30 protein-coding genes and 1 pseudogene are annotated in these 26655 nt (G+C 52.8%); 17 read left to right on the forward strand and 14 right to left on the reverse strand.

Features of this window, described 5'->3' with window-relative positions:
- Positions 1–370 precede the first annotated feature (370 nt).
- The 7 genes and pseudogenes from AC1XDK_RS23830 (at position 371) to AC1XDK_RS23860 (ending at position 5280) form a co-directional block, all read left to right on the forward strand.
- Positions 371–1195, forward strand: coding sequence for a helix-turn-helix transcriptional regulator (locus AC1XDK_RS23830; RefSeq protein WP_483352511.1), 825 nt, complete (start codon positions 371–373; stop codon positions 1193–1195).
- 237 nt (positions 1196–1432) lie between these two features.
- A complete protein-coding gene (locus tag AC1XDK_RS23835; protein WP_483352512.1) occupies positions 1433–2368 on the forward strand; it encodes an alpha/beta fold hydrolase in 936 nt (311 codons plus the stop codon).
- A gap of 138 nt (positions 2369–2506) precedes the next feature.
- Positions 2507–2811, forward strand: a pseudogene (locus AC1XDK_RS23840) (DUF8008 family protein).
- A gap of 373 nt (positions 2812–3184) precedes the next feature.
- The gene (locus AC1XDK_RS23845; protein ID WP_483352513.1) at positions 3185–3583 is read left to right on the forward strand and encodes a type II toxin-antitoxin system death-on-curing family toxin; all 399 of its coding nucleotides are present in this window, start codon (positions 3185–3187) and stop codon (positions 3581–3583) included.
- An 18-nt stretch (positions 3584–3601) separates the two neighbouring features.
- Entirely contained in the window at positions 3602–3787 is a 186-nt protein-coding gene (locus tag AC1XDK_RS23850) for a hypothetical protein (protein ID WP_483352514.1), read from the forward strand.
- 165 nt (positions 3788–3952) lie between these two features.
- A complete protein-coding gene (locus tag AC1XDK_RS23855; RefSeq protein ID WP_483352515.1) occupies positions 3953–4075 on the forward strand; it encodes a hypothetical protein in 123 nt (40 codons plus the stop codon).
- 251 nt (positions 4076–4326) lie between these two features.
- Positions 4327–5280, forward strand: coding sequence for a hypothetical protein (locus tag AC1XDK_RS23860; RefSeq protein ID WP_483352516.1), 954 nt, complete (start codon positions 4327–4329; stop codon positions 5278–5280).
- A gap of 235 nt (positions 5281–5515) precedes the next feature.
- Here the strand turns inward: AC1XDK_RS23860 and AC1XDK_RS23865 are convergent, their stop codons facing one another.
- Positions 5516–6925, reverse strand: a complete 1410-nt coding sequence (locus AC1XDK_RS23865; protein ID WP_483352517.1) for an ATP-binding protein — start codon at positions 6923–6925, stop codon at positions 5516–5518.
- A 325-nt stretch (positions 6926–7250) separates the two neighbouring features.
- On the opposite strand from AC1XDK_RS23865, the gene AC1XDK_RS23870 reads away from it, so the two are divergent.
- The 4 genes from AC1XDK_RS23870 (at position 7251) to AC1XDK_RS23885 (ending at position 11352) form a co-directional block, all read left to right on the forward strand.
- Positions 7251–7556, forward strand: a complete 306-nt coding sequence (locus tag AC1XDK_RS23870) for a DUF202 domain-containing protein (protein WP_483352518.1) — start codon at positions 7251–7253, stop codon at positions 7554–7556.
- Between the two features lie 143 nt (positions 7557–7699).
- Positions 7700–8872 (forward strand): lysylphosphatidylglycerol synthase transmembrane domain-containing protein, encoded by a 1173-nt coding sequence (locus AC1XDK_RS23875; protein WP_483352519.1) that lies wholly within the window; start codon positions 7700–7702, stop codon positions 8870–8872.
- Positions 8873–9701: 829 nt separating this feature from the next.
- On the forward strand, positions 9702–10286 hold the full coding sequence (gene fer / locus AC1XDK_RS23880; protein WP_483352520.1) for a ferredoxin Fer: 585 nt from the start codon (positions 9702–9704) through the stop codon (positions 10284–10286).
- A 262-nt stretch (positions 10287–10548) separates the two neighbouring features.
- Entirely contained in the window at positions 10549–11352 is an 804-nt protein-coding gene (locus tag AC1XDK_RS23885; protein ID WP_483352521.1) for a ZIP family metal transporter, read from the forward strand.
- Positions 11353–11481: 129 nt separating this feature from the next.
- On the opposite strand, the gene AC1XDK_RS23890 is transcribed toward AC1XDK_RS23885, so the two are convergent.
- The 3 genes from AC1XDK_RS23890 to AC1XDK_RS23900 are packed head-to-tail and all read right to left on the reverse strand — an operon-like array spanning position 11482 to position 14629.
- Positions 11482–12522: a DedA family protein gene (locus AC1XDK_RS23890; RefSeq protein ID WP_483352522.1), complete on the reverse strand. Its 1041-nt coding sequence runs from the start codon at positions 12520–12522 to the stop codon at positions 11482–11484.
- A 25-nt stretch (positions 12523–12547) separates the two neighbouring features.
- Positions 12548–13501, reverse strand: coding sequence for a DedA family protein (locus AC1XDK_RS23895; RefSeq protein ID WP_483352523.1), 954 nt, complete (start codon positions 13499–13501; stop codon positions 12548–12550).
- Positions 13502–13561: 60 nt separating this feature from the next.
- Positions 13562–14629: a sodium:calcium antiporter gene (locus AC1XDK_RS23900; protein ID WP_483352524.1), complete on the reverse strand. Its 1068-nt coding sequence runs from the start codon at positions 14627–14629 to the stop codon at positions 13562–13564.
- Positions 14630–14949: 320 nt separating this feature from the next.
- On the opposite strand from AC1XDK_RS23900, the gene AC1XDK_RS23905 reads away from it, so the two are divergent.
- On the forward strand, positions 14950–15216 hold the full coding sequence (locus tag AC1XDK_RS23905; protein ID WP_483352525.1) for a hypothetical protein: 267 nt from the start codon (positions 14950–14952) through the stop codon (positions 15214–15216).
- Between the two features lie 17 nt (positions 15217–15233).
- Here AC1XDK_RS23905 and AC1XDK_RS23910 read toward each other — a convergent pair whose 3' ends face one another.
- From AC1XDK_RS23910 to AC1XDK_RS23920, 3 genes are all read right to left on the reverse strand, one after another.
- Complete coding sequence (locus tag AC1XDK_RS23910; RefSeq protein ID WP_483352526.1) at positions 15234–16202, reverse strand: alpha-ketoacid dehydrogenase subunit beta; 969 nt, start codon at positions 16200–16202, stop codon at positions 15234–15236.
- Entirely contained in the window at positions 16192–17268 is a 1077-nt protein-coding gene (pdhA, locus tag AC1XDK_RS23915; protein WP_483352527.1) for a pyruvate dehydrogenase (acetyl-transferring) E1 component subunit alpha, read from the reverse strand. The genes AC1XDK_RS23910 and pdhA overlap by 11 nt, the downstream gene beginning before the upstream one ends.
- A 669-nt stretch (positions 17269–17937) precedes the next feature.
- Positions 17938–18444 carry a hypothetical protein gene (locus tag AC1XDK_RS23920; RefSeq protein ID WP_483352528.1) on the reverse strand — a complete coding sequence of 169 codons (507 nt, stop codon included), beginning with the start codon at positions 18442–18444 and terminating at the stop codon, positions 17938–17940.
- Positions 18445–19210: 766 nt separating this feature from the next.
- Between AC1XDK_RS23920 and AC1XDK_RS23925 the strand changes: the two genes are divergently transcribed.
- On the forward strand, positions 19211–19768 hold the full coding sequence (locus AC1XDK_RS23925) for a hypothetical protein (protein WP_483352529.1): 558 nt from the start codon (positions 19211–19213) through the stop codon (positions 19766–19768).
- A gap of 252 nt (positions 19769–20020) precedes the next feature.
- Here the strand turns inward: AC1XDK_RS23925 and AC1XDK_RS23930 are convergent, their stop codons facing one another.
- Positions 20021–20413: a hypothetical protein gene (locus AC1XDK_RS23930; RefSeq protein ID WP_483352530.1), complete on the reverse strand. Its 393-nt coding sequence runs from the start codon at positions 20411–20413 to the stop codon at positions 20021–20023.
- Between the two features lie 100 nt (positions 20414–20513).
- Here AC1XDK_RS23930 and AC1XDK_RS23935 point away from each other — a divergent pair, with 100 nt between their 5' ends.
- Positions 20514–20882 carry a winged helix-turn-helix transcriptional regulator gene (locus tag AC1XDK_RS23935; protein WP_483352531.1) on the forward strand — a complete coding sequence of 123 codons (369 nt, stop codon included), beginning with the start codon at positions 20514–20516 and terminating at the stop codon, positions 20880–20882.
- On the opposite strand, the gene AC1XDK_RS23940 is transcribed toward AC1XDK_RS23935, so the two are convergent.
- From AC1XDK_RS23940 to AC1XDK_RS23960, 5 genes are all read right to left on the reverse strand, one after another.
- On the reverse strand, positions 20883–21806 hold the full coding sequence (locus tag AC1XDK_RS23940; protein ID WP_483352532.1) for a bile acid:sodium symporter family protein: 924 nt from the start codon (positions 21804–21806) through the stop codon (positions 20883–20885). It lies immediately after the preceding gene.
- A gap of 190 nt (positions 21807–21996) precedes the next feature.
- Complete coding sequence (locus AC1XDK_RS23945; protein WP_483352533.1) at positions 21997–22251, reverse strand: glutathione S-transferase N-terminal domain-containing protein; 255 nt, start codon at positions 22249–22251, stop codon at positions 21997–21999.
- Positions 22252–22268: 17 nt separating this feature from the next.
- Complete coding sequence (locus AC1XDK_RS23950) at positions 22269–22517, reverse strand: Rdx family protein (protein ID WP_483352534.1); 249 nt, start codon at positions 22515–22517, stop codon at positions 22269–22271.
- An 83-nt stretch (positions 22518–22600) separates the two neighbouring features.
- Positions 22601–23068, reverse strand: coding sequence for a DUF6789 family protein (locus AC1XDK_RS23955; RefSeq protein WP_483352535.1), 468 nt, complete (start codon positions 23066–23068; stop codon positions 22601–22603).
- Positions 23069–23153: 85 nt separating this feature from the next.
- Entirely contained in the window at positions 23154–23561 is a 408-nt protein-coding gene (locus tag AC1XDK_RS23960; protein ID WP_483352536.1) for a DoxX family protein, read from the reverse strand.
- A 152-nt stretch (positions 23562–23713) separates the two neighbouring features.
- Between AC1XDK_RS23960 and AC1XDK_RS23965 the strand changes: the two genes are divergently transcribed.
- Complete coding sequence (locus AC1XDK_RS23965; RefSeq protein WP_483352537.1) at positions 23714–24073, forward strand: winged helix-turn-helix transcriptional regulator; 360 nt, start codon at positions 23714–23716, stop codon at positions 24071–24073.
- Positions 24074–24186: 113 nt separating this feature from the next.
- Here AC1XDK_RS23965 and AC1XDK_RS23970 read toward each other — a convergent pair whose 3' ends face one another.
- The gene (locus AC1XDK_RS23970) at positions 24187–24987 is read right to left on the reverse strand and encodes a hypothetical protein (protein WP_483352538.1); all 801 of its coding nucleotides are present in this window, start codon (positions 24985–24987) and stop codon (positions 24187–24189) included.
- Positions 24988–25174: 187 nt separating this feature from the next.
- On the opposite strand from AC1XDK_RS23970, the gene AC1XDK_RS23975 reads away from it, so the two are divergent.
- Positions 25175–25870, forward strand: coding sequence for an alpha/beta hydrolase (locus AC1XDK_RS23975; protein WP_483352539.1), 696 nt, complete (start codon positions 25175–25177; stop codon positions 25868–25870).
- A gap of 124 nt (positions 25871–25994) precedes the next feature.
- Positions 25995–26612 carry a dihydrofolate reductase family protein gene (locus AC1XDK_RS23980; protein WP_483352540.1) on the forward strand — a complete coding sequence of 206 codons (618 nt, stop codon included), beginning with the start codon at positions 25995–25997 and terminating at the stop codon, positions 26610–26612.
- Positions 26613–26655: the final 43 nt, after the last annotated feature.

The following is a 26655-nucleotide window of genomic DNA, read 5'->3' on the forward strand; positions in this document are numbered from 1 at the left end:
CAAATACACTGACGGTAGACTCTCGTCGGGAACTATTGACAGACTGGCTCACAATAACGATCCCTGCGATCCATACAATCACGTACGCGGCACCACCGAGTGCACGTAAAGCGATGACTGACCGGTAGCCACCATTTTGACTGTCGATCCATCCCAAATACCTACAACAAAGAGAGCGAGAACGGCGATGCCCATTTTCGGCCTGGATTTTGTCCGATCAAGTATCGCACCAACCGGGAAGGGAGATGCACTGGTTTACCTGACAAACTGCATACGGGCGATGGGTGAATCCGTTCACCACCCCCGGGGCAGTGCTGTGGACGATGCTCCCCATAGTACTGCTTATTGTGAGAGCGTGCTAATAAACCACATGGACCCTTCAATCGAGGAGATAGAATTCCTCGCCAGCTCCGATCACCGAACAGGGGTGCTCAACGCCCTAAATCACGGTCCCGCAGATCGCTCAACGCTTCGGTCGGAGACGGGAGCCTCGTCACCAACTATGGGACGTGTCTTATCCGATTTCGAACAGCGCAGTTGGATTACTCGTGAGGGACCAGATTTCGAACTGACATCGTTAGGTGAATTCGTCGCGAGTCGCTTTTTCGAGTTGCGTGAGGCAATGTCGATCGAACGCAAATTACGAGATATCTGGCAGTGGCTTCCACGAGAGATGGAGGGGTTCTCGGTCGATCTCTTTGCGGACGCTGTGGTCTCTCGGCCCGGCCCTGGATACCCGTACGAGCCCGTCGAGCGGCTGACGCACCTCATTGAGAATACTGAGGGAATGCGTGGGTTCGATAGTATCGTGCAAAAGTCGATAAACAACGAGACTGTCTGTGAAGCTGTTCTCAACGGAATGGAACTCGAATACGTCTACTCGCCGGTGGCGCTTGAGGGCACCTACGCCTGGAATCCAGAGCGGGTAATGGAAGCCGCCACCTGTGACAACTGTACCGTGTACGTCCATGACGCTCTCCCGGATGGTGACCGGTGTGGTCTTGGGATCGTTGATGACCGAGTCGGTATCTGTTGTCACGACGTCGATACTGGCGCTCTGATCTGTGTCATCGATACCGATGCCCCAGAGGCGCGTGAGTGGGCCATTTCGACCTTTGACCGAGTCCGTCAGAAGGCAAAGCCAGTCGATCCACTTAATTTTGAACCGCCCGTCTCATCGGAACTTACCTCGTAACCGGAAATCGTTCCCTCGATATTCTCACAAACTCTCGTTACCCGTATCCTGTATCGTCATCTCTCACGCGTCATTTCGATCCAGCCGCCTACCCAGGAAATCGGGTTGGCCCTTTCATGCTATGAAATATTTCACTAGACAGTTACAATTCCTTCGATGGCGTAAGGTCTACGAAGAACCATGAATCAGAGCCCCATCGGATCCGGGGACGAGCCATTGACCGAGCGTCGCGATACCATGACAGAGTCAATTGAATTCGAAATTGCCCAAGGCGAGCTGTTTGAGTCGGTCGATCTCGATGTTCGGTCGAGCTTCGTTGACCTCAACGAACCGCGCGTGCGAACGCATGTTTTCGAAGCTGGTCCGTGGGACGACGAGACACCGCTCCTATTCGTGCATGGCGGAGGCGCGTTCGGTGCGTTCCTTGCGCCACTCATTGCCCAGTTCGATGATAGTCGCGTGATCGGCCTCGACCGCCCAGGGTACGGCCTGAGCAGCAATTTCCTGTACACTGAGCAGAACCTCCGGCGGACGGCTATCGACGTCATCGAAGGCGTGCTTGACGAACTGAGGATCAAGCAGGTGGACCTCGTCGGTCACTCCATGGGCGGCTACGCGAGCGTCCTGTTCGCGCTCTCTCGACCAGATCGCGTTCGGCGTCTGGTATTGGTCGGTGCCTGTGCGGGGTTCCCCGGCGCAACCCCACCGCTACCACTGCGACTGATGACCGTCCCCGTCCTCAGACGAATGCTCCAGCGAATGGCGAAGCCGAGCGAGGCAGGCGTCCTTGACGTCGCAGAGGTGTTCGGCGAGCGCAAGGCTATCCAAAACTACCCCGCGCTCATCCAGGCGATGGTTGCCGAGACACAAAATCCGAAGTCGTCCGAGGCGATGTTGAGCGAATTCTCCGCATTCTTCTCTATCCTCGGCTGGCATCAGTCGATCCGACTCCGCGAGGACGAATTGGGCGCAATCCGGCAGCCGACACTGGTTGTCTGGGGCGAGCACGACCCGATTGGAAGTCCTGATGACGTCCGTGCGGGCGTCGAAGCAATTCCGGACGCTAGGCTCGAGACGACACCCACTGCCCACGCTCCCTTCCTCTCCTATCCTGAGCGGTGTGCCGGGCTCGTCCAGGCGTTCAGGGACAAGGAGCTAAACGAGAGTGCATAGGGTTCGTCGGGAGCCCTCACTGGTAGCCAACGTGTAGCAGCCGTTACACCAACCCGCTGAGGGCGTTCCCGGTATCCCAAGCCTGCCATCGCATCGAGCAAAGCGTGGCGTGAGCGTGATGAAGCGGGTCGCTATTCGTTGTGTTCGAAGGGCAGTGGCGAGATTCGTGCCTACTTAGACGCCTCAGACCTCGCTGAATGGATTCGCCTGAAAGAGTCCGGGTGAGCAAGAAGTACAGCCAGGAACTCGCTCGCCGGACGATGGACGCGATGCATGAGCTCTCGAATGGCCGGCTCGGGAAAATCAAACGCCAGCGATCCAAAGACGGTTTGAGCTACAAAGAGACACGTCTCGTCCTCAAGGCCGATGTCGAGCTTCCCGGTGAAGTAAGAAACAAAAGTGCGGACGATAGTCCGACCACAGACGCGGGTGCCGGAGAGTAGCGTGGTCGGGACAAAACACGCCCGAGAGAGCACAAATCGAACACGAGATCCCACACAAACGCGGATATGAACGTCCCGAATTGACACAGTTCAGGACAGACGCCGTACGGTTACTCGTAAGTACGGTAATTGTATCGGCATCTATCGGCTACAAGCCAGCGGGAGGGGGAGAGCTGATACCGACCACCGCGTCTGTGGCCGGAACTGCGTGATTGAATCACCCGAGAAAGTCACTTTCAGTACAGCGTGAAGTGGTTCTGAGGACGGTGTCAGGAGTGCGTGCGAGAAAAACAATGGAGTACGAGAGTCTCCTTCGCTAAGAAACCAATTGTCCATCAGAACGATTATCGGGTGGCGTGAGAGACCTAGTCGTGTGAGCGAGGACGTCGCGTATCCTTCCGTTGAGCTGATCCTCGAACTCCACGAACAAGTCGTCAAGGAGGGAGAGAACACGGAACCAGGAGTTCGATCGGAGAAGCCGATTGAATCTGCACTTCAGTACGTCTCAGAAGGATTTTTTGGTGAGGTACCACAGTCAGTCCACGAAAAAGCGATTCATCTGATGCGACTACTTGTTGCAGATCATCCATTCGTTGATGGGAACAAGCGAACGGCGCTTCGTACGGCAGTCGTCTTTTATATGTTGAACGGATACACATTCGAATACGGCGACGAAATTCGTGCGTTACTACATCGATTTGCGACAGACGAAGCCGCGGTCGATACCGAGACTGCAGTTATCTACTTCAGAGCGTGTTCTCGTCGGAACTGATAAAGGGCCACAGAGAATATGTTCACCACAGAAATGGCGTCTAGCACCGATTCCTCGAAAGCAGTAGATAAAGAAGTCCGCCGACTATACGAGCGGTATCAGTCGGCGGAGAGCGACGAGGAACGCCAAAAGATTGCCCTTGAAATGGGGAAGCTCGACGGACGCCGCCACGCCGACATCTACGCAGCTCTTGAAGACGAGTAACTACAGTTCTACAAGAATACTGTTCGTCTACCAATTCGAGGACTACACTGCTAAGAGATGAAAGCCATTTGCGTTAGTATCCAATACTAACAAACGGTCAATCGAGAACTGACAGCTCTCTATGGCTGTGCGTACACAAACGACGGCTATCGGGTGATGGAAGAGATGGCTGAACGTGTACCCGGCGTGACCTACAAGGAACTCGAACGCTGTCGGTTGATGACGCAATGGGTGTCGGTGGGCATCACATCGAGTTCAAACCCGCCTCACGGCTGGTCGGGATACTGATGCCGTCGATCAGTTTCACGATCGAGCCCCACGAGAACGGCTGTGACCTCACGCAACGGATCAAGGTACGAACGGGCCCGATCGGTGCGTGGCTCAACCGGGGAGAATTCGATGCCGTCCGGACGCACATGAAAGATGAAGGCGAGAATCTGAAAACCATCGTTGAAGACGACGTATGGCGGCTGCGGGGACCCGTTGTGTTTCGGTGGTCACTTCGACATCCGAGGTAGGGGTCGCGTCTCAGCACACCGATGACCATATTTATTCTTCCCGGTGATGAATCCGCTTTGATGACTAACTCGGTGATCTCCGATATAGACCATATACTCATTCGTGTTGAACACCCAGAGCCGCTCTTCTCAACTCTCACTGAGGTCTTCGGATTACCATCTCCGTGGCCGCTTTCGACGCATCCAGCATTCGCCAGCATCGGTGTCTCGCTCGGAAACGTCGATCTCGAACTCGTTCGATTCGGTGAATCAACTGAGCGACGACCAAACGCCCGTCTCTCCGGTGTTGCATTTGAACCGAGCGCACCGACGCTCTCGGAGAGTCAATGTGAGCTACAGCGACGTGATATCGCTCATAGTGCGGTAGTTCCTTACGTTAGCCGAGACGAGAGCGACAATCCGGAACACCTCTGGGACAACCTGTACGTCGGCGAGCTTCTCGGTGGAAATCTCTGGCAGAAAGCGTTTTTTGCGACAACGAAACTTCTCCCAGAACGATTGCTCGCGCGGCCGAACGATAGCGATGTCAGTCCCCTCATCGATCGCGTGTTTCCGCACGGAATGGCATTCTTAGTGGACTACGATTCTGCGTTCGCTGAGAACTTCAAGCGTGAGGAGGCACGACGCTCACTCCGGACTCGTAACGGCGGCCCACTGGGAGTAGTCGGCCTTCGAGAGATTGTAGTTGGCGCGAACCATCTTGACGCAGTTCGAGGCCGGTGGAGTGACCTCTTCTGGCCCGTTACCGAATCAACTCCAAACGTATGGCGCTTCGACAATGGGTTGGGCATTCAGCTCGTCTCGCAGTCGAACGACGGATTTGTCGCCCTCGTAGTCGAAGTTGAATGTCTCGATCAGGCCAAAACATTTCTGGCTACTCGTGACATGATCGAAAGTGTGAGCGAGTCATCGATCGCAATTGCACCCTCTACTCTTGCAGGGCTTGATATTCGACTAGTTGAATCTGTCAGATAACCGTGCTGGAAGCCATCCACTTGAGAGGCTTGTCACTTCTCGGATGAGTTCTGTAGATCCCGTCCAATTTCGGTAATGGCATCTCGCGCCTGAGGTAATTCGGGGTTATCGAGCATACCGATAAATCCATGAATCAAATCGTCGTAGTGGGCTTCGTGTTCGAGCCGGTGTATAACCGTCAAAATATTGTCAACATCGCCACGATCATGCACTCCTTAAAGTGATCGCAAACCCCCTAGTCCGAGATCGTATCAACCACGTCCTCAACAGTGTAAAGACAAAGATCATCCCGTTCATCACAGGCTTCCTCCAACGATGACGCAAATCCACTCCGACTGAAGAGCGCATACTCATATTCTGGCTCTTCACCACCATTCGGTACCCAATCAATATGAGGCGCTTCCTGCTGGAGTTGGGCAAAGACATCGTATCCCAGTGGATGTTGAGTGAATTTCACCTCACCCACGACCAACGTGTCACTGTTCGTTGGCGCAACGATATCGATTTCCCGCCCATCGGTGTCCCACCATGTGTCTGGCTCTTCTGTAAACGTATACTCATCACCGTATTCGAAGAGAATCGCCCGTTGACACAGCTGCTCGAATGTTCCACTGACAAAGTCCGAAAGGTACGGTTCGACGAGTTCATCGTATGCATCTGGCCCAAAGACTTCGTACCGAGATGATCGTCCATGGACGAACCGGAACCAGAACGCAAAGAGCTGATCCAAGATTCGATAGCGACTATTTCGACTTCGTGCTGGGTCGACTGTGACCGGATACTCTTGCTCGATTATCTGGAGTTCTCGCAGACGGGAGAGGTAATAGCCAGCACTGTTGGCGTTGATACTTGCGGCCTGAACGATCTCGTTTCGCTGGCGGTTCCCTTCGGCCATCGCCTTCAGCACGGCAAAGTATCGATCCACCTCATCCAATTCCCTGTACAGAACATTTTCAGGTTCTTCATGGAGACCACCATCTCGGAGAAGCAACGTTTCTGTGATATTCTTCTTGAGTGATTGACTGTCATCAACAGCGCGAAGATAGTCTGGCGTCCCCCCAAAAACACCGTACGCTATGACCTGCTCTGCTGGATCATAGTCGGGGAAGAAGGTCATTGCCGCCCCAAACGGAAGCGGGCCAATGTTAAGCTTGCCATTCGGTCGCTTCGAGATGCGGCCGTACAGCGGTGAACTACCATCAAGGGCGATATTGTGGATCATCCCAATAGCAGAGCCAGTCAAGACGAAGGTTGCCGCTGTCTCTTCGACTTCGTGATCCCAGATACGCTGAATAATTGATGGAAGAGCCTCATTCTCGTCGACAAGATAGGGAAACTCATCGAGAATGACGATCGCATCTTGTTCAGCAAGGTATGTGAGAACGTTTTCCCAATCCTTTCGAATCCGATTGATCCCAGGAAAGGCTGTTGTCGCATCGGCAATGAACGAATCAAGCTGTTGCTCGGGGGTGCCATGTGCTGCTTGATGATAGACGGCATCCTCGCGGTCTTCAATAGATTTGACGACAAGCGCTGTTTTTCCCATTCGCCGACGACCGTATATCACACTCAAATTAGAAGAGTTGCTATTGTAGAGCTTCGTGAGTCGATCGAGCTCTTTTGTTCTGTTAACGAATGGTGGCATTGTTCGCCTGTAGATTCGATGGCAACATAAAGGGCACGATTGTGTAGATGGAACTACGTTAGTTCAAGCTACATTAGTTCAAGCTACGTTACCCACGACCAGCATGACCGCATCTCAGACGCATATTTCGAGGGCATCCAGCGCGAATAATCTAGACTTTGTGGTTAAACAACACTAAAAACAAAGTCAACCAGAAACTCATTTTCCGCTCGAAAAGAAAACGACTTGTGCATATTTGCGCTAATTGACCGCTAAGAACTGTCACAACGCTGTTTGAGGGACAATAGTGATATGGTCAAGTATTCAAACAGAGCTGTGAGACGAGATGGCTTCGAACGATTCACATCACCACGAAGGACAAGAACAGTTGACCACATTAAGTCACGAGCGAACTCATCTCGCTCGTGAACGGACGATTTTGGCACATATTCGAGCTGGGGTTTCCTCGTTCATCTTCGGAACCGTGCTTATCGGATTTTTCAAAACCGAACTCTTTGCTTATATCATCGGTGGAGGTGTTATCCTTTTAGGCATTCTCTTCTTCGTCAGTGGATGGCTGTCGTTCATTCGAAGTAATCGTCGAATCCGTACTCTTGTGAAGGAACTCGAAGAGCCGTTAGAACAGAAGTAGTAGTCCCTATCTTCGCCGGGTATACTCAGTTAACATCATAAGCATCACTTGTCCACATTAGCACATCGGGAGGACGGTAGTGAATGGAACCCATTTTCGTTCGATCGCAGACCGTTATACTGTTGGCCGTCGACGAAGCAACAATGGTACAGGGGACATCCACAGTCAACCTTCGGGCTGTCGGACTTGGGCTTGCGGGCGCAGCGATCGTTATTTTCGTGTTAGTCTCCGTTGTCGGCTTTTCTGCCGTTGTCGATGCATTTCGCTCTGCACGTCTCTGGGTGCTCCCGCTTCTCGTTACCGCTGCCTTCCTGTGGCCCTTCGTCTGGAGTCTTAGCCTCACGGTTGTCCTCTCACTGCTCGGTGTTTCCCAGACACGTCTACGAACGTTTGGCACGTATCTGGGTATCGTCTTCGCGAACAATGTCACACCGTTCGCACAAGTTGGTGCCGAACCATTCGCCGCGCTCATCGTCTCTCGTGCGACGGATTCTCGATTCGAAGTGAGTCTCTCTGCTGTCGCGAGTGTGGACGCATTGAACGTACTTCCGTCAGTCGGACTGGTAACCATCAGTCTCGTATACTTCATCTTCCGGGCGACCCTCAATCCTCGAATTGAACTTGCCGCCGTGATATTCATCGGCCTGGTTGTCCTCGTCGGAGCGCTCGGGATTCTTGCGTGGCAGCGACGAGTTTCACTCGAAGAATCTCTCCAGCGTGTCGGATTGGGAGTAGAACAGGCTATCGAGCGAACAATTGGCGAGTCAGAACGATTCGGAACGCCCGCCGTTACGGAGCGAGTGGATGGTTCCATCAGGAGTCTAGAACGGATTGCTCGCGAGCCGAGACAACTCGGTGTCGAACTCGCCTTTTCGACAGTTGGCTGGCTTTGTCTCGTGCTCTCGCTCTGGTTGGCCCTATACGCGATCGGAGACGTGGTGCCCTTCGAAGTGGTGATGTTCGTCGTTCCACTTGCCATTGCTGCAAGTATTACACCACTTCCGGGGGGTGCTGGCGGAATCGAAGCCACATATATTATTCTTCTCGTCGCCCTCACTCCGATTTCCGTTCCGGCGGCTACAGCGGCCGTCCTGCTCTACCGAACGAGTACATATCTCCTTCCAGTGGTTGCAGGTGGTGGTGCCATCGTTATTCTCGGGGCGACGAAATCGGAAGACAACTCAGTCAAATCTCCCGAATTACCCGAAAGAAATCCTCTTCCCGTGTCCACTAGGATATCCCAGTACGTAATCGATGAGAAAGTAACTTCGATTACATCGATCAAACGATCGCTTGGAGTGTGCTGTTCGTTTTGAACGGTACTCACCTTGTATCGAATCCGTCAGCGTCAGCCATTCGGGGATAGGTATGAGAGAAAATCAGAGTAAATCGAACGCCTCGGTTCGAAGTACACGACGAACGCTTCTCAAGGTTATCGGTGGGGTAGGTATCGGAATCAGTACTGCAGGGTTCGCGAGCGCACAAGACGGGAGCGATGAGGGAACCCAGAGTGAAACTGATCACCAACAAACTGGCACCGAACACCAAGGTGGCAGCCAGGATCAAGGTGGGACTTCCGGGAATCAACGAGTGATCCTTCTCGGTGGACAAGTATCCGGATGGCAGGGGAAGTTACCCGAGTCGATACGTGGTGACCAAAATCCATCGTTAGAGCTTCGAACGGGGACGAAATACAAAATATCGTGGATCAATCTTGATGGTGCACAACACCAGTTCCAAATCCTCGATGCCAACGGGAACGTACTCGAAGAAACACAAGCCGACAAACAAAGAGGCAGAACTCGTTCAGTCACGTTCACGGCAACGAAGAAAATGAAGCGATATCGGTGTAAGTTCCATTCACAATCGATGCATGGTAGGATTCACGAGCGCAGTTAAGAGGTTCCGCCCGTCTTTGGAACTCGTTGTTTTTGTCACAGCTAGGATGTCGCGAAGAGAGCAAAGAACCTACAAAAGGGAATATGGCACTGTATTCGAAGATGGGACAGTCACCCACCGCCCACTCTGCTTATTGAAGCGCTTAGCGTGACTGACGATGCTATGGAATATCTTGACAACATATCAATCGGGGAACTTCGGAGATGGCTCGATGACGTCCAACAAAAAGAGACCACTGAGCGATTGATGGTAGCAATCGGATACAAACAGGGCGTCGAAATACCCACTCTTTCCGACTGGTACGGTTGGCCAGAGACTACCATCGAGGAGTGGTTCGAGGAGTTCGATTCGAATCCGCTTCCACAGGTCATCGACGAGACCGAGTGGTATCACTATGGTCAGGTAACACCGTTCACTCCTCCCGTTGAGGCGACTGTCGAGTATCTCAACTACGAAGTCTTGGACGATTATAGCTGGGATATCGATGATGATGATCTCTTCGAGAAAGCGCACGACGCTGACCTGAACTTCGAAGACTTCGGTCGAATCGAAGTCGGAATCGATGAATCGATATTAGAAGCAGCCGAAAAACGCGGGTTTCAGTGGCCATTCGCCTGCCGTGGTGGTGCATGTTCGAACTGTGTCGTGATCCTCAAGGAAGGTGAAATTGCCATGCCAGGAAATACGATCCTCTCGGACGAAATGATAGAACAATACGATGCACGTCTCACCTGCGTGGGCGTCCCGATTACAGAAAGTATCAAACTCATCTACAATGCAAAACACCATCCAGTGCTCAACGAACTTCGATTGCCACCGCGACGATTCTAAACAGGAGGGACAATTCGCGCAGGTACGATACAACAGCTTTTTTTGCCCGAAACGAGTCCTCTGAAATTCTATTGAGAACCAGAAAAACACTACAGCTCTCTAGTAGTTATATTCCGTCATCATATTGTTCTCAGCAGTCGAAAAGTACGAGGAGGAGTGAATGCAACGGAGACGTCGAAGCATACCTGAAACCCGAGAAAACGCGTAGCCGAAATATCCACTTCGTGGAATTCTCGCCCCTTAGATAAGGAGGAGTACACCCATGGCAACAACGGAAGCGTTCATAGTCGTCCTCATCGCCGCGTTACTCACGGATTTAGCGACTGGACTCGGTGCAGTTCCGTTTTTCTTCGTCAAAGATGTGAGCGACCGTTGGTATGTGATATTGTGGGGATTCGCATCTGGAATTATGACATCAGCGTCACTCTTTGGGTTGCTTCCTGAAGGCCTGAGCCAAGGACCCATCGTAGAGGTTGCTGGTGGCGTCATTGTCGGGGTACTCCTCGTGTTCAGCACGAGTTATCTCCTCGGCGAATACGAGTTCCACCCACAAACGATTTCTGAAGCAGATTTTCGACGGCTAGCGCTCATCGTTGGAACGCTCACCATTCACAGTTTCCCGGAAGGCGTCGCCGTTGGAGTTTCGTTTGCCGATTTGGGCGTCGGAACAGGAGGTGCGACTGTTTTCGGCATCACAGTCCCCATCCTCGCTATTTTCATCACGATTGCGATTGCTCTCCAAAATATTCCGGAAGGGCTGGCAGTTTCGATTCCGCTGAAAACACAGGGAGTTTCGAACTGGCGACTCATGGGGTGGGCCGTCTTTTCGAGTGTTCCACAACCAATCGCCGCACTGGTCGCCTTCTACTTCGTCCAGGTTGCACATCAAATACTCCCCTTTGGCCTTGGATTCGCTGCTGGTGCGATGCTCTTTCTTGTTGGGTCCGAACTACTGCCCGAAGCGCGTACTCGGGGCCGCACGTTACCGAGCAACGGTTGGTCAGAAATTACACTCGGATTTGTCTACGGATTGTTACTCATGTCTCCATTATTGGTTATTGGGTGACGCGGAGAGATGTCTTCTCACTGTCTTCGTCGAACAACGAATTCCACAATCCGACCAACTCCTCCAGAGCAAAGGGTCAGTAGATCAAGGACAAGTACCTGGGATATTCAATCGTTTTTAGTCAAAGTGCTATATTCGTACGAAGAACTGTCTGAATCGGATGATTTGTACCAGTTCAGCGACCGGGATTCGCTTCCCAAGTTCGAAGGCAGCGAACGCACTTGCAAGAAATGTGACTCCGGTGAGAATGAGAGCGAGTTGTGGTGACAACCCGAGATGCATGAAAAAGATTGGGTCATCCCAGATGAATGTAATCGTTCGAAATGACTGAAGGGGGGTAACAATCGCACTGAAGATGAACATGCTACCCGTGAGACCACCAATCGCTCGAAGCACCTGAAGTATAATTCGTTGTGCAGCACTTGGATTCCGGCGAATGTAGTCACGGTTCAGCCACAGACAACCCAACGCGAGTACAATCAACCCACTCGTGATTACGATGACTCGTGGATGGAGCTGAACATATGTGAGAACCTCGGTGACTTCTGCTGTAATCTTCTGGAACACTCCATTGAACACTGGTTTAATCTGCTGAAGAGTCCATCCCAGTGGAGAAACTTCCCCAGAACCACTGTAGACCAGAAACGTGAGAAAAATATTGAAGATGAGTGCACCACTGGTAGAATAGGTGATGAATTTTCGGAGATCCATCTCTGCGATTCCAGCTGGAATCGAAATGACGGCGCGCATCAACGGAAGCATCCGTCCCCAGAAAACCGAACTTTCACCCCAGTTCTGGAACCACTGCCGTCCGCGTTGAATGTCGTCTTCAGAAACGTGGATGAGATATCCATAGCGACTGAGGACGTAGTCGCTCTTTTTTCCGAGAAGATAGTATGCGAGGACACTCCCGGCAGTAGCACCTGCCGTCGCATCGAGAACGAAAAGCCCGAACGAAATGGGATCATGAACGAGTTGGGTCGCTGCAAAGGGGACAACGAGTTCACTGGGTGCGAAATGGAGGATGAACGCCGTTTCGAGTATCATATACACAAAGACGGCAAGATACCCATAGTTGGATACGAATGAAAAGACAGCGTGTGTTACCCAGTCAAACATTCGAATGAGAGTTTCCGGAACTGGAGTATCAACTTTTTCCCTCTCGGTCAAGGGATGCTCTGCTCGACCACACTAACTAGTCAAAATAGGACTGAAGTCGTTGGAACAAACGTATTAAAAGATCAGTTGGGATCCGCTGTCCGAGTTCGTAAATTATGAGCCCACCACCAAGAGTAGCAACACCGGTAAGAACTAACGCAAGTTGTGGTGAGAGCCCGAGAGAGACCACAAAAAATCGAGGATCATCCCAAAACCAGGTGATCGTCGAAAACGCTGCTTGTGGGACGCTGAGCGGGCTGGAAATGAAGAGAAGACCAATGACAACTCCCAATCCTCGGAGAAGGCGAAAGGTACGCATTTTTGCTGCATCTGGGTGAGTCCGAATCCACTCGCGATTACACCAAATTAGAAGACAGAAAATCAGTATGATACCCAGTTCGACGAGAACGAAGCCAAGATGCGTTCTCACATACGCGATATTGAGCGTCACTATGCTAACAAGAGTAATGAGTGCTCTATGAACCGGCGTTCCGGCTTGTGTTCCCGTATAGGCAAGATACGTCAACGCTGAGACGAAGACAGTCGTTCCAGCCGCGGTATACGTGATGAATTTCCGGATCTTCATTCGAGCGATGCCAGCCGGTATCGAAATGACGGCACGGAAGAACGGGAGTAGCTGGCAGAGAAAAACCGTCCCCTCACCCCATCGTCGAAAGATGCGCTCACCCCGATCTAATGCCGAGGGTGAGAGATTGAGATATCGCCCATACCGTTCGAGGAGGTAACTGCCGCTTCGGCCGAAGAGAAAATACGCGAGGATGCTTCCAGAGACGCCACCAGTGGTTGCCGCGACGACGAACACTACAAACGAAAGAGAATCATGAACAAGCAACGCCGCGGCAAACGGAATCACGAGTTCGCTGGGTGTGAAATGGAGAAGGAGTGCAGACTCAAGGAGCATGAAGAGAAACACAGCGACAAGCCCGTATTGCTGGATGAACGAATAGACGAGATGTGTGACTCCGGCCATAGGTTCGAAACAAGCGTCTCGAAGTTATCGTTCACGCGGTCCTATCCTGTCTGAGACAAATCAAGGTTGAACTGTGATGAGGCCAAGAATCCCGAGGAAGTAGAGCAAGAGGACGAGCAATGAGTCAACCCCCATTCGAAATATTTGGCGACGTGGCCGAACGATGAGACCGATACAGTAGATACTGGTAAGAAGAATCCCGATCGCGGTAAGATAGAGGGTACTCGATGGTATGGTGGGGAGCACAGCACGACCAGAAAGGAGTGAGGCTAACAGAAACAGCGTCGGCAGAAACCCATTGCCCCCGAAAATGTCGCTGATAGCGAGTTCGTAATCATCGAGTTTGATGGCTGCCATTCCGGTCGCAACTTCCGGCAATGAAGTAACAGCTGCTAACACTGTGGCACCGAAGACCGCACCACTAATCCTGAGATGGCGTGCGATTTGGTCGCTCGTTCGTTCGAGTACAATACCACCGGCGAGTGTTGCGACCGCAGCGAGAACGAAGAGACCGACGATGTAGGGTGTTGTCTTGCCAGCGACCGTCATTCGGCGGTGTTTCTTTCGTTTGGCAGCTCCTCGTGGTTCCTGCTGGCCGCCGGGTGCTGCACCCTCTTTCTCCCACGGTAGTCCCGCACGAGCTTTTGATATGAGCCAAATACCACCCACCCAAAGACACAGGATTAGTATCTCGGGTGGAGTGATACCGAACACGAGAAACGATGGCGAGAGCTGGCTCCCCATCACGACGACGGAGAGGACAGCAATCACGACGCTCGCCTCAACGACGAGTTGCAGTGATGACGCCCAATACGTAAGTCCCTCCGACCGACCGATTCCAAATACATCGAAAACGACTAGAACAACGGTTTGGATTGCGATTCCACCGAGAATATTCCCGATTGCCAAGTCCAGATTATGAGCGAGCGCTGCGCTCGTCGTGATAACGAGTTCGGGGAGATTTGTGACGATGGCGAGCAGAATGAGGCCGCTCAATGCTTGTCCCAACCCCCATCGGACTGAAAGGACATCGGTCGTGTTCGAGACATAAATGCTAGCGATATACACAACGATAGCGGCACCAATGAAGAGTAAAGACAGAACGACCAGAGAGCTATTCTGAAACATCAGTGTTTGTCAAATCCACACCGATGAGATAGCAGGTGGATTGTCATCGACGCAAGGAATGTCTTGGGAGGAAGCGATGAGTCTCAAACCGACCCCTCGAACAATGTGAATGGGAAACCGGCAGTCGAAAGTGAGAGGGTGAGTCAACATTTTGTGGTATTAGGACTACTATCGGCATAGTCGTTCGGCTCACTCTGGGAACCTCGATATCGGTCTCGAGTACAGTTCATCACGATGAGGAACAGCTGGTGAGAACACGACCTAGCACGAAATACGGCCGACAACAGCTATGCCTGTTCATCCCGTTCAATGAAGTTACGATGTCCCCTTCTAACGAACACGATACAGAAGCACCATCGGGGTGGACAACCGAAACAAGAAGCAATGAAATCTATGCGTGGGTCGGTCATGCAGAGCGAGTAATCTGTACCCGCGAAGAACACAATGACGAGTGGATCACCTACTCACAACCACGGAGCGAACTCGGCACACCAACCCAAGTACGGCTCACAGATCGCCCTATCCAACTCGACCAGGCGCTCTCGATTGCTTTCGAATACATGGAACGAAACAGCGACACGGAGTAGTGGCCACATTATTCATCTCACTCTGCGAGAACTTGCTCGATACCAGCCTGAATTCGATGTGCGTCCGGAAGGTAGTCGTCCTCCCGAGCGAACAGCGGATACGGGACATCGTACCCAGTTACTCGCCGAACCGGCGCTTCGAGATAATAGAGGGCCCGTTCGTTGATCCGGGCGATGATTTCTGCTGCCATTCCAGCGGTTTGTGGTGCCTCGTGGACTACGACACAACGGCCGGTCTTTCGCACCGAATCGAGAACCGTCTCCGTATCGAACGGAACGATACTCCGTGGATCAATTATTTCGAGACTTCCGTCGACCGCATCAGCGGCCTCAACCGCCTGCTGGCGCATCGCACCCCACGCCACGACCGTTACGTCGGTCCCCTCTTCGACGACAGCCGCTTCCCCAAATGGAACGAGGTACTCTCCGTCGGGGACATCCTCACGAAATGATCGATAGAGGCGTGTCGGCTCGAAGAAAATTACCGGGTCGGGGTCACGAAGCGACGTCGTGAGGAGTCCTTTCGCATCCGCGGGCGTCGAGGGAACAACGATTTTTAACCCTGGAATCTGTGCATATCCTGCCTCGAAGCTCTCAGAGTGGTGTTCGAGAGCGCGGATCCCACCCCCATACGGTGCACGAATCGTCATCGGACAGCTGAACCCACCCCGAGTTCGGCTACGAAGGCGAGAGACATGCTGTTGAATTTGATGAAATCCCTGAACCATGAACCCCGAGAACTCGATTTCCGGCACTGGTGTGAATCCGTAGGCTCCAAGCCCGACACCGAGGCCAATGATACCTGCCTCAGCCACCGGTGTATCGTACACCCGGTTCGGGTACTCGTCAATCAGCCCCTCCGTCGCACGGAACACCCCACCATCGACACCGACGTCCTCCCCATACACCACGATGGAGTCGTCGCGTGCCATCTCCTCGAAGAGTGTCGTACGGATGGCTTCGACCAACCGTTGTTTAGTGGCCATTGTACTCACCCCGGAAAGCTTCACGCTGGCGTTCGAGTTCGGGCGTCAGCGACGAGAACGTGTACTCGAACATGTCCTCGGAGTCCACCGTCTTCTCTCCTTCCTGCGCCCGTTCAATCGCTTCAGCAAGGTCAGCTTCGATAGTCTCCTCGATAGTCTCGATGCGTTCGTCATCCAGTATATCTCGCTCACGGAGATACGTCTCGAAGCGAACGATCGGGTCACGCGTCGCCCACTCTTCTTCCTCGGTCTCCTTCCGGTAGACGGTTGGGTCATCGGCGGTCGTGTGTACCGACCGGCGGTAGGTTATCGCCTCGACGAAAACTGGGTCGCCGTTACGGGCACTTTCCAGTGCATCGTTGACGACAGCGTACGTGCCAAGAACATCGTTTCCATCGACCTGTATCCCCTCGATACCTGCCGCAATCGCCTTTTGTGCCAGCGTTTCAGCACGAGTCTGATGCGTTCGTGGAACCGAAATCGCGTATTGGTTGTTTTGGCATAGAAAGACGGTGTGCGACCGAAACACGCCACCGAGGTTGCATGCTTCGTATACGTCGCCCTCAGAGGTTGCACCATCGCCGAAATAACAGAGCGTCGCGGCATCTTCCTTGGCGATTTCTTGTGCCCACCCGAGTCCCGCGGCGTGTAATGCTTGTGAGCCAACTGGAACAGATGGAGCCATCGTATGGTCGTCTCGGGAAACCGCCGCACCCTCTTCCATTCCCATCGCGTACCAGAGCAACATGTGCGGCGGTGTGTTCCGTGTGAGATACGCGGGTTGTTCTCGAAATGACATTACCATCCAATCGGCATCCGTGAGCGCCATCGCACTCCCAACCTGTGCGGCCTCTTGCCCGATTGCCGGAGCATAAGTACCGAGTTGGCCGCGTCGCTGTAGGGCGATCGCACGTTCGTCGAGACGGCGCGAGAGTTTCATGGTTCGATACATTGCGAGCAAGCGATCTTCATCGAGATCCGGTTCGAGGTCGGTGTCTACCGATCCGTCCGAGGCTAATACCTGAACGTAATCAATCGTGAATTCGATAGTGTGGTCACGAGGCATAGGAAAGAGACATACGCTAGCCAGATACTTAGACCGTGGTTCGCATCAGCGAGTGTAAATCACTTTATTCGCTATCTACATTGAGAACGGTTCGCACTGGCTTCGTCGCCCGTCGTACCACTTTCTCAGCGACGCTTCCGAGGAGAATTCAGGTCGGGTTAGTTCGGGTATGTGTCCCCATAATGATGTGGTCAATGTCATGGGTTTCAGCATACCTCATGATCTGTCGGACGGGCGACCCCAAAGATGGTTTCGCTAGAAAGGGCGACGCCCTGCTCAGTCGCCTGCTCGCGTGCTTTGTCGTGGATTTAAATGAGAGCCAGTCACCATCGCTTTCCTCAACAGCACACTCGGCACCAGCTATAACAACAGCCTCGTCAAGATCAGCGCATTCGGTAGCGATAACCACCCGTTCTCTTTCTTGGATAGCGTTTCGATAGTGAGTTAAACATTATATTTTAGTTGTGCAAATTTATTTTATAAATTAAAACTTATTATTAGTCAGTTCTATCCTGCAAAAATTTGACTCGGAGAAAAATCATAGCCTCGTTGAACGTTCAAGCGCAACCGTGACGAGAGGTACGTCTTCGAGACAGGCTCAAGGATCGTTGCAGATTTATTAACGATGGCTTCTCAAGGAAGACAGCGCGGACTTAAATCATCCAGCCATTATTGTGACTCAGATCGTTGTTCAAGTTCATCCAGAAGCGATGTTGCGAGCGACTGCAACTCTTCATCGGATATCTCATCGAAGTCAAGTGAGCCGGTTCCCTGTGCCTCCTCTCCGTTTTCATCGACTTCACCATCGTCTTCTGGTTCATCCTCACCCTCGGAGCCCTCATCGTTCTCCTCTTCACCCCCGTCTTCATCACTTTCTGCTTCGGCTTCGCTTTCCCCATCGCTTTCGGCGGCTTCTTCTTCGCTTTCGCTGCTATCTTCTTGTTCCTCGCCTTCGTCAGTTTCTTCGGTCAACCTATGCCCAACTCTGCTACCGATCTGCCGACCGACTAAGCCGCCAAGGCGACGACCGGCCGCTTCGCCAATTGATTCAAGTTTCTCCGTATCGATGCCCGAGGACATGACTGACGAGGATGAGTTGGAGTCGTTGTCGCTACCGATACCAAGTTGATCGGTTACTTTGGAAAGCTTCTCGCGTGTTTGGTCTTTCTCGCTCATGCTTACTCCTCCTGAGTTTGTTCTTCTTCAGCCAGAACGTCGATAAGAACATCGAGAAAGCTATTAATATCCGATATAACGGCTCAGAAAGGATCGATCCATCGGTGCTTGGCAGATAGTCCGATAGGGATGGAAGTTCGAATTGGGAGAGTCGATCTTTAAGTCGGGCAAGTGGCCCTTTATCGAATAGCCCCGTTACGGCTGAGAGCAAATTCCCTAGCAACGCGCCCGGATTCGGGACGGCTGAGATATCGAGCTCAACCTCGTTCAAATCGACTTCGATACCAAGGAGATTGAGAAATAATCCTTTCAGATCGAGATACAAAACTGTCGTTCCCTCATTCCCGCCCGCGTCCTCGGTCTCGGCCGATTCATCCGAGGATTCGGACGTCGGGTCGACTTCCTCACCCCCATCTGGTCGTAATTGACTCGATGTTTGAATCGCTTGCCTCTCGCGCTCCTCGCTCGATTGTTGGATCCCCCTCATTGGTGTTCCGTCTCTCAACCTTCACCCGTAAATAATTAAAGGCGACAAGAACCTCCGAACCGCACGAACTCATCCTTCAGAATCGATATCGAACTCTTCAGCGAGATCCGCTCTCAGCTGTTTTTTTGTGTCCGATTTCACACCAACCACTTTCGCGAGCAATTGAAGGTCGCGATACGGCAGTTGTTTAGGTTCCTCCTTTATATTCGGCGATGATTCCGATTCCTCTCCGATATTCTCTGCTGCTTCCTCAGTAGTCTCGAAGACACAACCGAGACCATGCAAGCAGACATTGATGATCTCACCAATGCAGAAGAGAAGAACGCCCGCGTACGAGCGTCGGTGTCCCGGCTGATCAATCTCGTGCGAGATTACGAGACTGAAGAGGGTGTAGACGACGAGTCGCCGAACCTCGCCGCGGAAGCAACCAATGCAGGTCGCCAGCTCTTCGAGACGATTCAGCGTTCGGAACAGAATACGGAGCTCGTTAACTTCCGTGAGAAGCGTGCAGAGAGCCAGCAAGTCGAGGACAAATACCTCAACGTCCTCAAGCATGCGAAGAACGTCGCCAAGACAAATGATGTAATGGTCGCACGACTCGGGTATCGCGAAGTCGCGACCAACTACGGCTGTGCGTACACAAACGACGGCTATCGCGTCATGGAAGAGATGGCTGAACGTGTTCCTGGTGTGACCTACAAGGAATCTCGAACGCTGTGTGTAGACGACGCCATGGGTGTCGGTGGGCATCACATCGAAATCTCGTTCGCCCATCCTGACGTAGCCGGGTGGATGCGAGCATACGAAGCCAACACGGAACGAAACGGAGGGCACTGATTAGAGCGTTGTAATCACGGGGGTTCGACGAACCCCCTCTCAGGCGGCACCACCACAAGAGATTCACACCACTTTGCCGGTGAACCATGGGGGTAGTAATCGGTTGGGCATGGTGGAGTGCGTCTATTTCTGCGAACCGGAGGGGATCGCGAGGGCGATTCCCCTCTATTACAACGGTATAATCGACTGTATCGAGGTACCGTCGATGAAAGTGTTTTCTCCGAGAGGGATCGACTTACAGCGGGAAATTCTTCAATGCAATGGCGGTGCATTCTCGAACTGCTGAAGCGTCTCTTGCAGAGCTTCGCTAAAGAACTCGAAACCATCCATTCGGACGGAGTGAACGTGCCACTTGATACTGTCGCCACTCATTGGGAGTTCGACGTCGAACGTCGCCCACGCACAGCAGTGCGACCCCTTCCAGGAGGCCTCGGCAACTGACGCGTATGCCTCCGGGCTACGGTCAAACACAAATGTGAACCCAACTTCGGTTTCCTGGATGGTGGTGAGGTGCGGGAGAAGACTTTCTTCAACCCACTCCATCCGCTGGTCAGTTTGATCTGGCGTGAGTGTGCACGTGATCTCCGGAAACTCTCCATTAATCGATTCGTCGAGTAGTGTCTCTGCAGTCTGTTCGTCGCTCATGTCGTCGGTTAGGTCTGTCATACGTCATCTTCACTTTGAAAGTCAATGCTATTATACTGTCAAGTCCGAAGTATCGAACGAACTGCGGTGAACAACAGCTATGGCAAACAACCCGGAGATACCCTCTCAAACAACCGATTCGACTGGTGACACACCTATCTGTTATTGTCCCGTGGGCGGTGTAATGGAACTACTCAGTCGCCGCTATGCGATGCAGTTGATCTGTGTCGTGGGTGCGATTGGACCAGTCAGATACAATGAGATCGAAGACACGTTCGGGAATGTAAGTAGCTCGACGCTGTCATCACGGCTCGAGGAACTAGTTGAGGCAGGATACCTCTCCCGAGAACAGTATGCAGAAATCCCTCCTCGCGTGGAATATGAACTGACAGAAATGGGCGAGCAACTCTGTCAGCGATTAGAGCCACTTCTCGAATGGGTTGGAGACCAGGAGTCAACACAGCTGTAGTCAGGCTTGCCGACGAAACCACTTCGCGAGGCCAGCGCTCGTGGTCATCTCGACAATGCCGAAAACAACCGCCGGAAGTGTCGCCGACGTCGGGAAACCAGCACCAACGAGCAGAGCGGCCGCAACCGCAAAGTCGCGCATCCCAACCGACAGCGTCGACGCAATACGCTCACCCCGAGTGAAATTCCGACTGACGAGCCACCCGGAGATGTAGCCACCACTGTTGAGGACGAGCGCACCGATTCCCACGAAAAAGAGCACTTCGCCGCTATCACGAACGAGCGACGCATTGGCTGCAGTCACGATACCGATGATAAGGATCACCATCAGGCCCGCGATCGACGGATAGAGCTCGTCATACGCTCCAATGCGGTCGGGCCACCGAGAGCGAGCTGCGATAGCGAGGCTCATCGGGAGAACAACGGCAAGTAAGAGCTGTTGAACGATGAGCACTGGATCAACGGCAATCGATGCGCCCAATAATAGGGTGACAAATCCAGGAACGAGTACCAACGTCCCGAAACCAACCACGAGAAGGACGACTGTCGAAAGCGCTGTATCGCCGCCACTGAGTTCGGTCATTGTCGGCGTGACGAGTTCGGGCGTCACTGCACCCAAAATCACAAATCCGGCCGTGAGTGCGGACGACAATCCAAGCCCCTGAGCAATACCAAACGCAAGGAGCGGCATCCCGGTCTGAACGATAAGAATCGTAACGAGCGTTCGTCTGCGAAGCTCCCGGAATTGGTCGGGTGCAAGCGTCAATGAGACTGAACCGATCATGACCGTGAGAATCACGGTCGAAAACGGTGTGAGAACAGCGATTGATGGAAGAGCGAACCCGATGCCAACCGAGAGCAGCACCCAAACCAACAGATAATCATCGATGAGGAAAGCGACACGAGAGAGGGTGCTATGAGCCATCAATGAAGTAACCTTGGTATGCATTCGGTTTGTTCGTTGGTATTCCGTTTTCACTCGAAATCAAAAACACTCAGTAATCAGATTGAACGCTCAAACGCAGGTCTCTCGAAATCAGTGATAGACACGATGAAATATGACCACTGTAATTTCGCGGATACCAGCAATACGGATACAGATTTCAGATAGCTCGTCATTGGTAGTGTGTTTCGAGGTAGTCGATGATATCGTCGCTCTCGTACATCGTCACACCACGCTGGTGATCAACCAGAAACGGGATCTGGTCTGTTCCACCTAGGGTTTGGAGTTCGGTGTGTGTCTGTTCGTTGCGTGTCTCACCCGCAGCAGTACGCGGATTGTGGATAACGTACGAGACACCCAGGTCGGTGAGGGTTTCGCGAACCTTCTGCGAGTAGCCACAATCTTCTGCCTGAAAGAGTTCGAGCATCGGTGATCAGATGGGAGTTAGGCTTCAGTCGAGATGTGATCGTCGACCGCGTTCACGATCAGGTCCATGTCCACCTCAGTACCGTGAACGCTTTTATCCCAAATTGTCTCTCCATCGACCGTCACGATAAACACGCCACCATGACCAGGAATGAGCGTCACACCGTCCAGATGCTGCCCGAATTCATCTAAGAGTCGGGTTTGGGTTGCAATCGCTCGCTCGAGCAACCCACATGGGACACAGTATTCGATTTCGATTGCAGTCATCGCTCTCATTCTTGGGTTGGCACTGGGGTAAAGCTAGGACAAGGGTAGTCTGACCTGGTTAGTGCAAACTAACTGCTTGCTACTCAATCAGCAGCAGTCGGTGACTCTCCAGTTGTCGTCACTCCGTCTCGATTCAATGCCCAGCCAAGCATACCACCGTAAATCAAGTGAAGAACGAGCGTGGCAACTGCAATTTTAGGGGTGATCGCAGTCCCAAACACTCCCCAGCCGAGGAGCGGAAGGAACGTGACTTGCATCACGACCCAGAGCACGACGCCGAGGCCAAGTCCCTTCCAAATTGTTACCGGATGAGCTACCCGAGCAATCACGGCACCGAAAAAACCACCGTATCCGAGATGGAGTCCGATCGCCAGCACCAGCATCGCCGGTTTCGGAAGACCACTCCCAAAGAGAGTAGCAACCACTGCTTTTGGGATTGGTTCTGGCATTGGAGACACACCAGTTACCGTTGCTACTACCATGAGGATCGACATTGCAATCGTCGCACCAATTCCGTAGCCGAATCCGCGTATCAATCTGTGTTGCGTCACGTGCAGAGAGACCGAGAGCGACCAAATAAGGCTAAGACAAGGCTCAGCTGACCGACTGAGGCAAATCGTACCAGGTGAGCATATCCTAACCACGAAGTCGAATAGTCGGTTGGCAAAGCGAGTATGATCCTGTACCAAACACGAGAATTACGATGGACCCGACCAGAACAACGAGATTCTTCCAATCCGGGCCAACGTACAGCATTGCGACGAGCATTACTGGTGACAACAGTAAGGCCGCGATTCGACCGCCAATCCCGAACAGAAGCATCACGACCGCTGTGACTTCGAGCAGTCCGGCGATGACAACCATCACTGCTGGTATCGGAATTCCGTGGGCATCGAAAAATGAGATCGAATCGCTGTAAGTGACGAACTTACTCAGTGCTGGTTTTGCAACCAGAGCCACAAGACCGAGACGGAGCGCGGTGAGAAACCAGTCGGGAGTCAACTGATTGAGCGACCAACTGCTATCAGCACGTCGTTCGACCATAGTAGGTAGTGGAAAAGATTCGGAATAAGCGTAAGCGAAGGGCAAACGAATGAAGTTGTGTTTGCTAACTCCCTTAGGAACCAATAGTAACTGTGGAATGATTGTCTAATAGCACTACACTAATACTGCCCCACTTGCTACCGATAGGACGAATGAGTAACGCAAATCAGGACGGCTGTGTCGCGTCGTGGTGTGCCGACGATGAGTGGTGTACCGTTACGTGTACAGCGCATCTCATCGGGAAGAAGTGGCATCCCGTCATCGTCCATCGACTGCTTGAACATGGACCGCTCGGATTCAATGCCCTCAAAACTGAAATCGACGAGATTTCCAGTACAGTGCTCTCGAGCAGCCTTGAGGATTTGGAGGACAATGGGCTTGTGAATCGCACCATCGTGAGCGAGAAACCGTTCCGTGTCGAGTATTCGCTCACCGAACAAGGGACATCGCTCGAACCGATAATCGATGCGATGGACGCATGGGGTAAGAGCTATCTCGAAAAATCTGAGTGACATCCTCGACCGTTCTAAAGTGCCGGACTTCCTGCTTACAACCAGATTAGTCTCAGATTACAATGGAATCGTCTTGGCAGCGTTTTTTGATCTACCGGTGTTCACTTTTGCGATTAGGGGAGAACATGGAGGATACCGAGGCCTTCGAGGACGAAGACGGTCCCCGTGAATCCGAGAACGAATGCACTGAGGGCGGGAAGATAGTCCGCGAGACCGCCTTCGAGGCGTTCGGCGAACCGAGCGGCGGTGGCTGTGGTGAGGACGACGAGTGAGGTAATGGTGATGACGATACAAACAGCGTAGGTGAGTGCAATCGGAATACAGTCGAACGTCCCCGCACAGAAGCCGACGAGCGCGTAGCCCTCCTCGTGAACGAGGCCGAGCACGAACGCGAATGCGGCGACGCCTAACAGACCGGTTCCGTCTCCGATCTGAAACTCTGAGAGCGCACCACTGAACATCCCGTGACTGTGATCCGCGTCGCCGTGACTGTGGTCATGGTTGTGTCCGTGATCGTGGTCGCCTTCGTGTGCGTGATCATGACTGTGGTCGTCACTATAGGCATGCTCGTGATCATGACTGTGGTCATGTCCGCCATCGTGGTCATGATCGTGCGAGTGAGTATAGAGACGGTAAGCGAGGTAGAAGAGCGCGAGACCGGCGAGAATGCGGATGTACGAGGTGTATTGTTGAAGAGGGAATATGGTCGTCAGGAGGGTAAACGCGCCAAGAAAAAGGCTTGCAGCGAGAATATGGCCGAGCGAGAGCATTAGCCCACTCTCTATGCTGCTTCGCCAGCGATTGTCCTGATTCAACGCCCAGATGTCGGCGACCGGCCAGGCATGCCCCGGTTCGAGACTATGGAAAACGGCGAGGCCCGCCACCGCGAGCAGAACGCCGATTTGAATCGCCATTGTCGAACATAATGGGAGATCAGTCATGAGGGTTGTTATGACCGAATCGGGTTGTTCGTAATACGGTGACAGTACTGTCCTGTATCAACCCGGCGAATCGGTCACTCCCGAGGTTCGAACCGATGGAGGACGGCCGTATCCTCATCGTCCCACTCGATACCGTGCGTTCGTTCGATGCGACGCTTGTATGCCTCAACACGACAAGGCAGCCCGCGCATTGGCGATCGAGAGTAACTGCGTTGTCGTCTCCGTCGACTACCGGAAGAGCCCGGAACACCCATTCCCTGCGGCTGTGGAGGACGCCTACCTCGCCACGAGATGGACCGCAGACAACGCTGACGAAATCGGCGCCGGGAAGGGATTAGCTGTCGCCGGTGAGAGCGCAGGGGGTGCCCTCGCGACTGTGGTCGCACAGATGGCCGCCGAAAAAGAGGTTGGTGCTCCCGAAATTGATTACCAAGTCCTGTATTATCCAGCGACCGACCTCACTACGAGATCGTTCGATACACCTTCATTTGAGGAGAATGCCGACGGGTACTGGTTGACCGCTCAGGGGGTCGTGTGGGCGTATAACCAATACCTCAGAGACGATATCGACCGAGCAAATCTCCGCGCGTCGCCACTGCCAGCTCCCCAACGACTCCTTGCTGAACTTCCGCCAGTGACCATCTTTACCTGCGGGTACGATCCGCTACGAGACACGCAGTTCGCGTACGCCGAGGCGCTCACCGACGCGGGTGTCTCAGTCGAGCACACCCACTACGACGACATGATTCACGACTTCGCCAACATGAGCACGCTCGCAGAGCCGTTTCCCGGAATCGAGGCAGCAAATGACGTACACAAACGTGCTGGCAAAGCGCTCCAGAAAGCGTTCCAGTAGAATCGGAACAAGAGATGTCACAAACCGTACGCAGTGAATGAAATGACAACATATGATCACTACACATCATTTACGGTACCACCCCTCCGAATCACATCAAAATAAATAACAAAAGAGAATCATCATGAGAAACGTAATTGTAAGCGAATTCCTATCGCTCGATGGGGTTATGCAGGCCCCGGGCGACTCGGACGAGGATCGTGAAGGAGGGTTTGAACATGGCGGCTGGCAGTTGCCATACTTCGACGAAATCACTGCAGACGCCGTTATAGAAGGGCTGACCTCGTCGGATGCTCTCCTGCTCGGACGGAAAACCTACGAGATCTTCGCCGCGTACTGGCCGACGGCGACGGACGAAGAGGAGTTTGCCGATTTGATGAACGGCATTGACAAGTACGTCGCATCAAGGACCTTGGACGAGGTGGACTGGCAGAGTTCAAGGCTGTTAGAGGGAGATGTCGAGACGGCCGTCGCCGAGTTGAAAGAACAGTCCGGAGAGGATATCCAGGTCATCGGCAGTGGTGAGCTCGTCCAGACACTGATACAACACGATCTCGTCGACAAATATCAGCTCATGATTTATCCGCTTGTCCTTGGGAGTGGGAAGCGGCTTTTCAGAGACGGGAGCAAGCGAACAGATCTGCAACTGGTAGACACGAAGACGACCGGAACGGGCGTCATGATTCTCACGTACCTGCCAGCGGGGAAGGAAATGGAAGAATCTGCCTCCACTGAGCAATAAGAGGGACACGAATCTAACACGAACACCCACACAACCGCGGTCG

This window comes from Haladaptatus sp. HS23 (assembly GCF_056892285.1).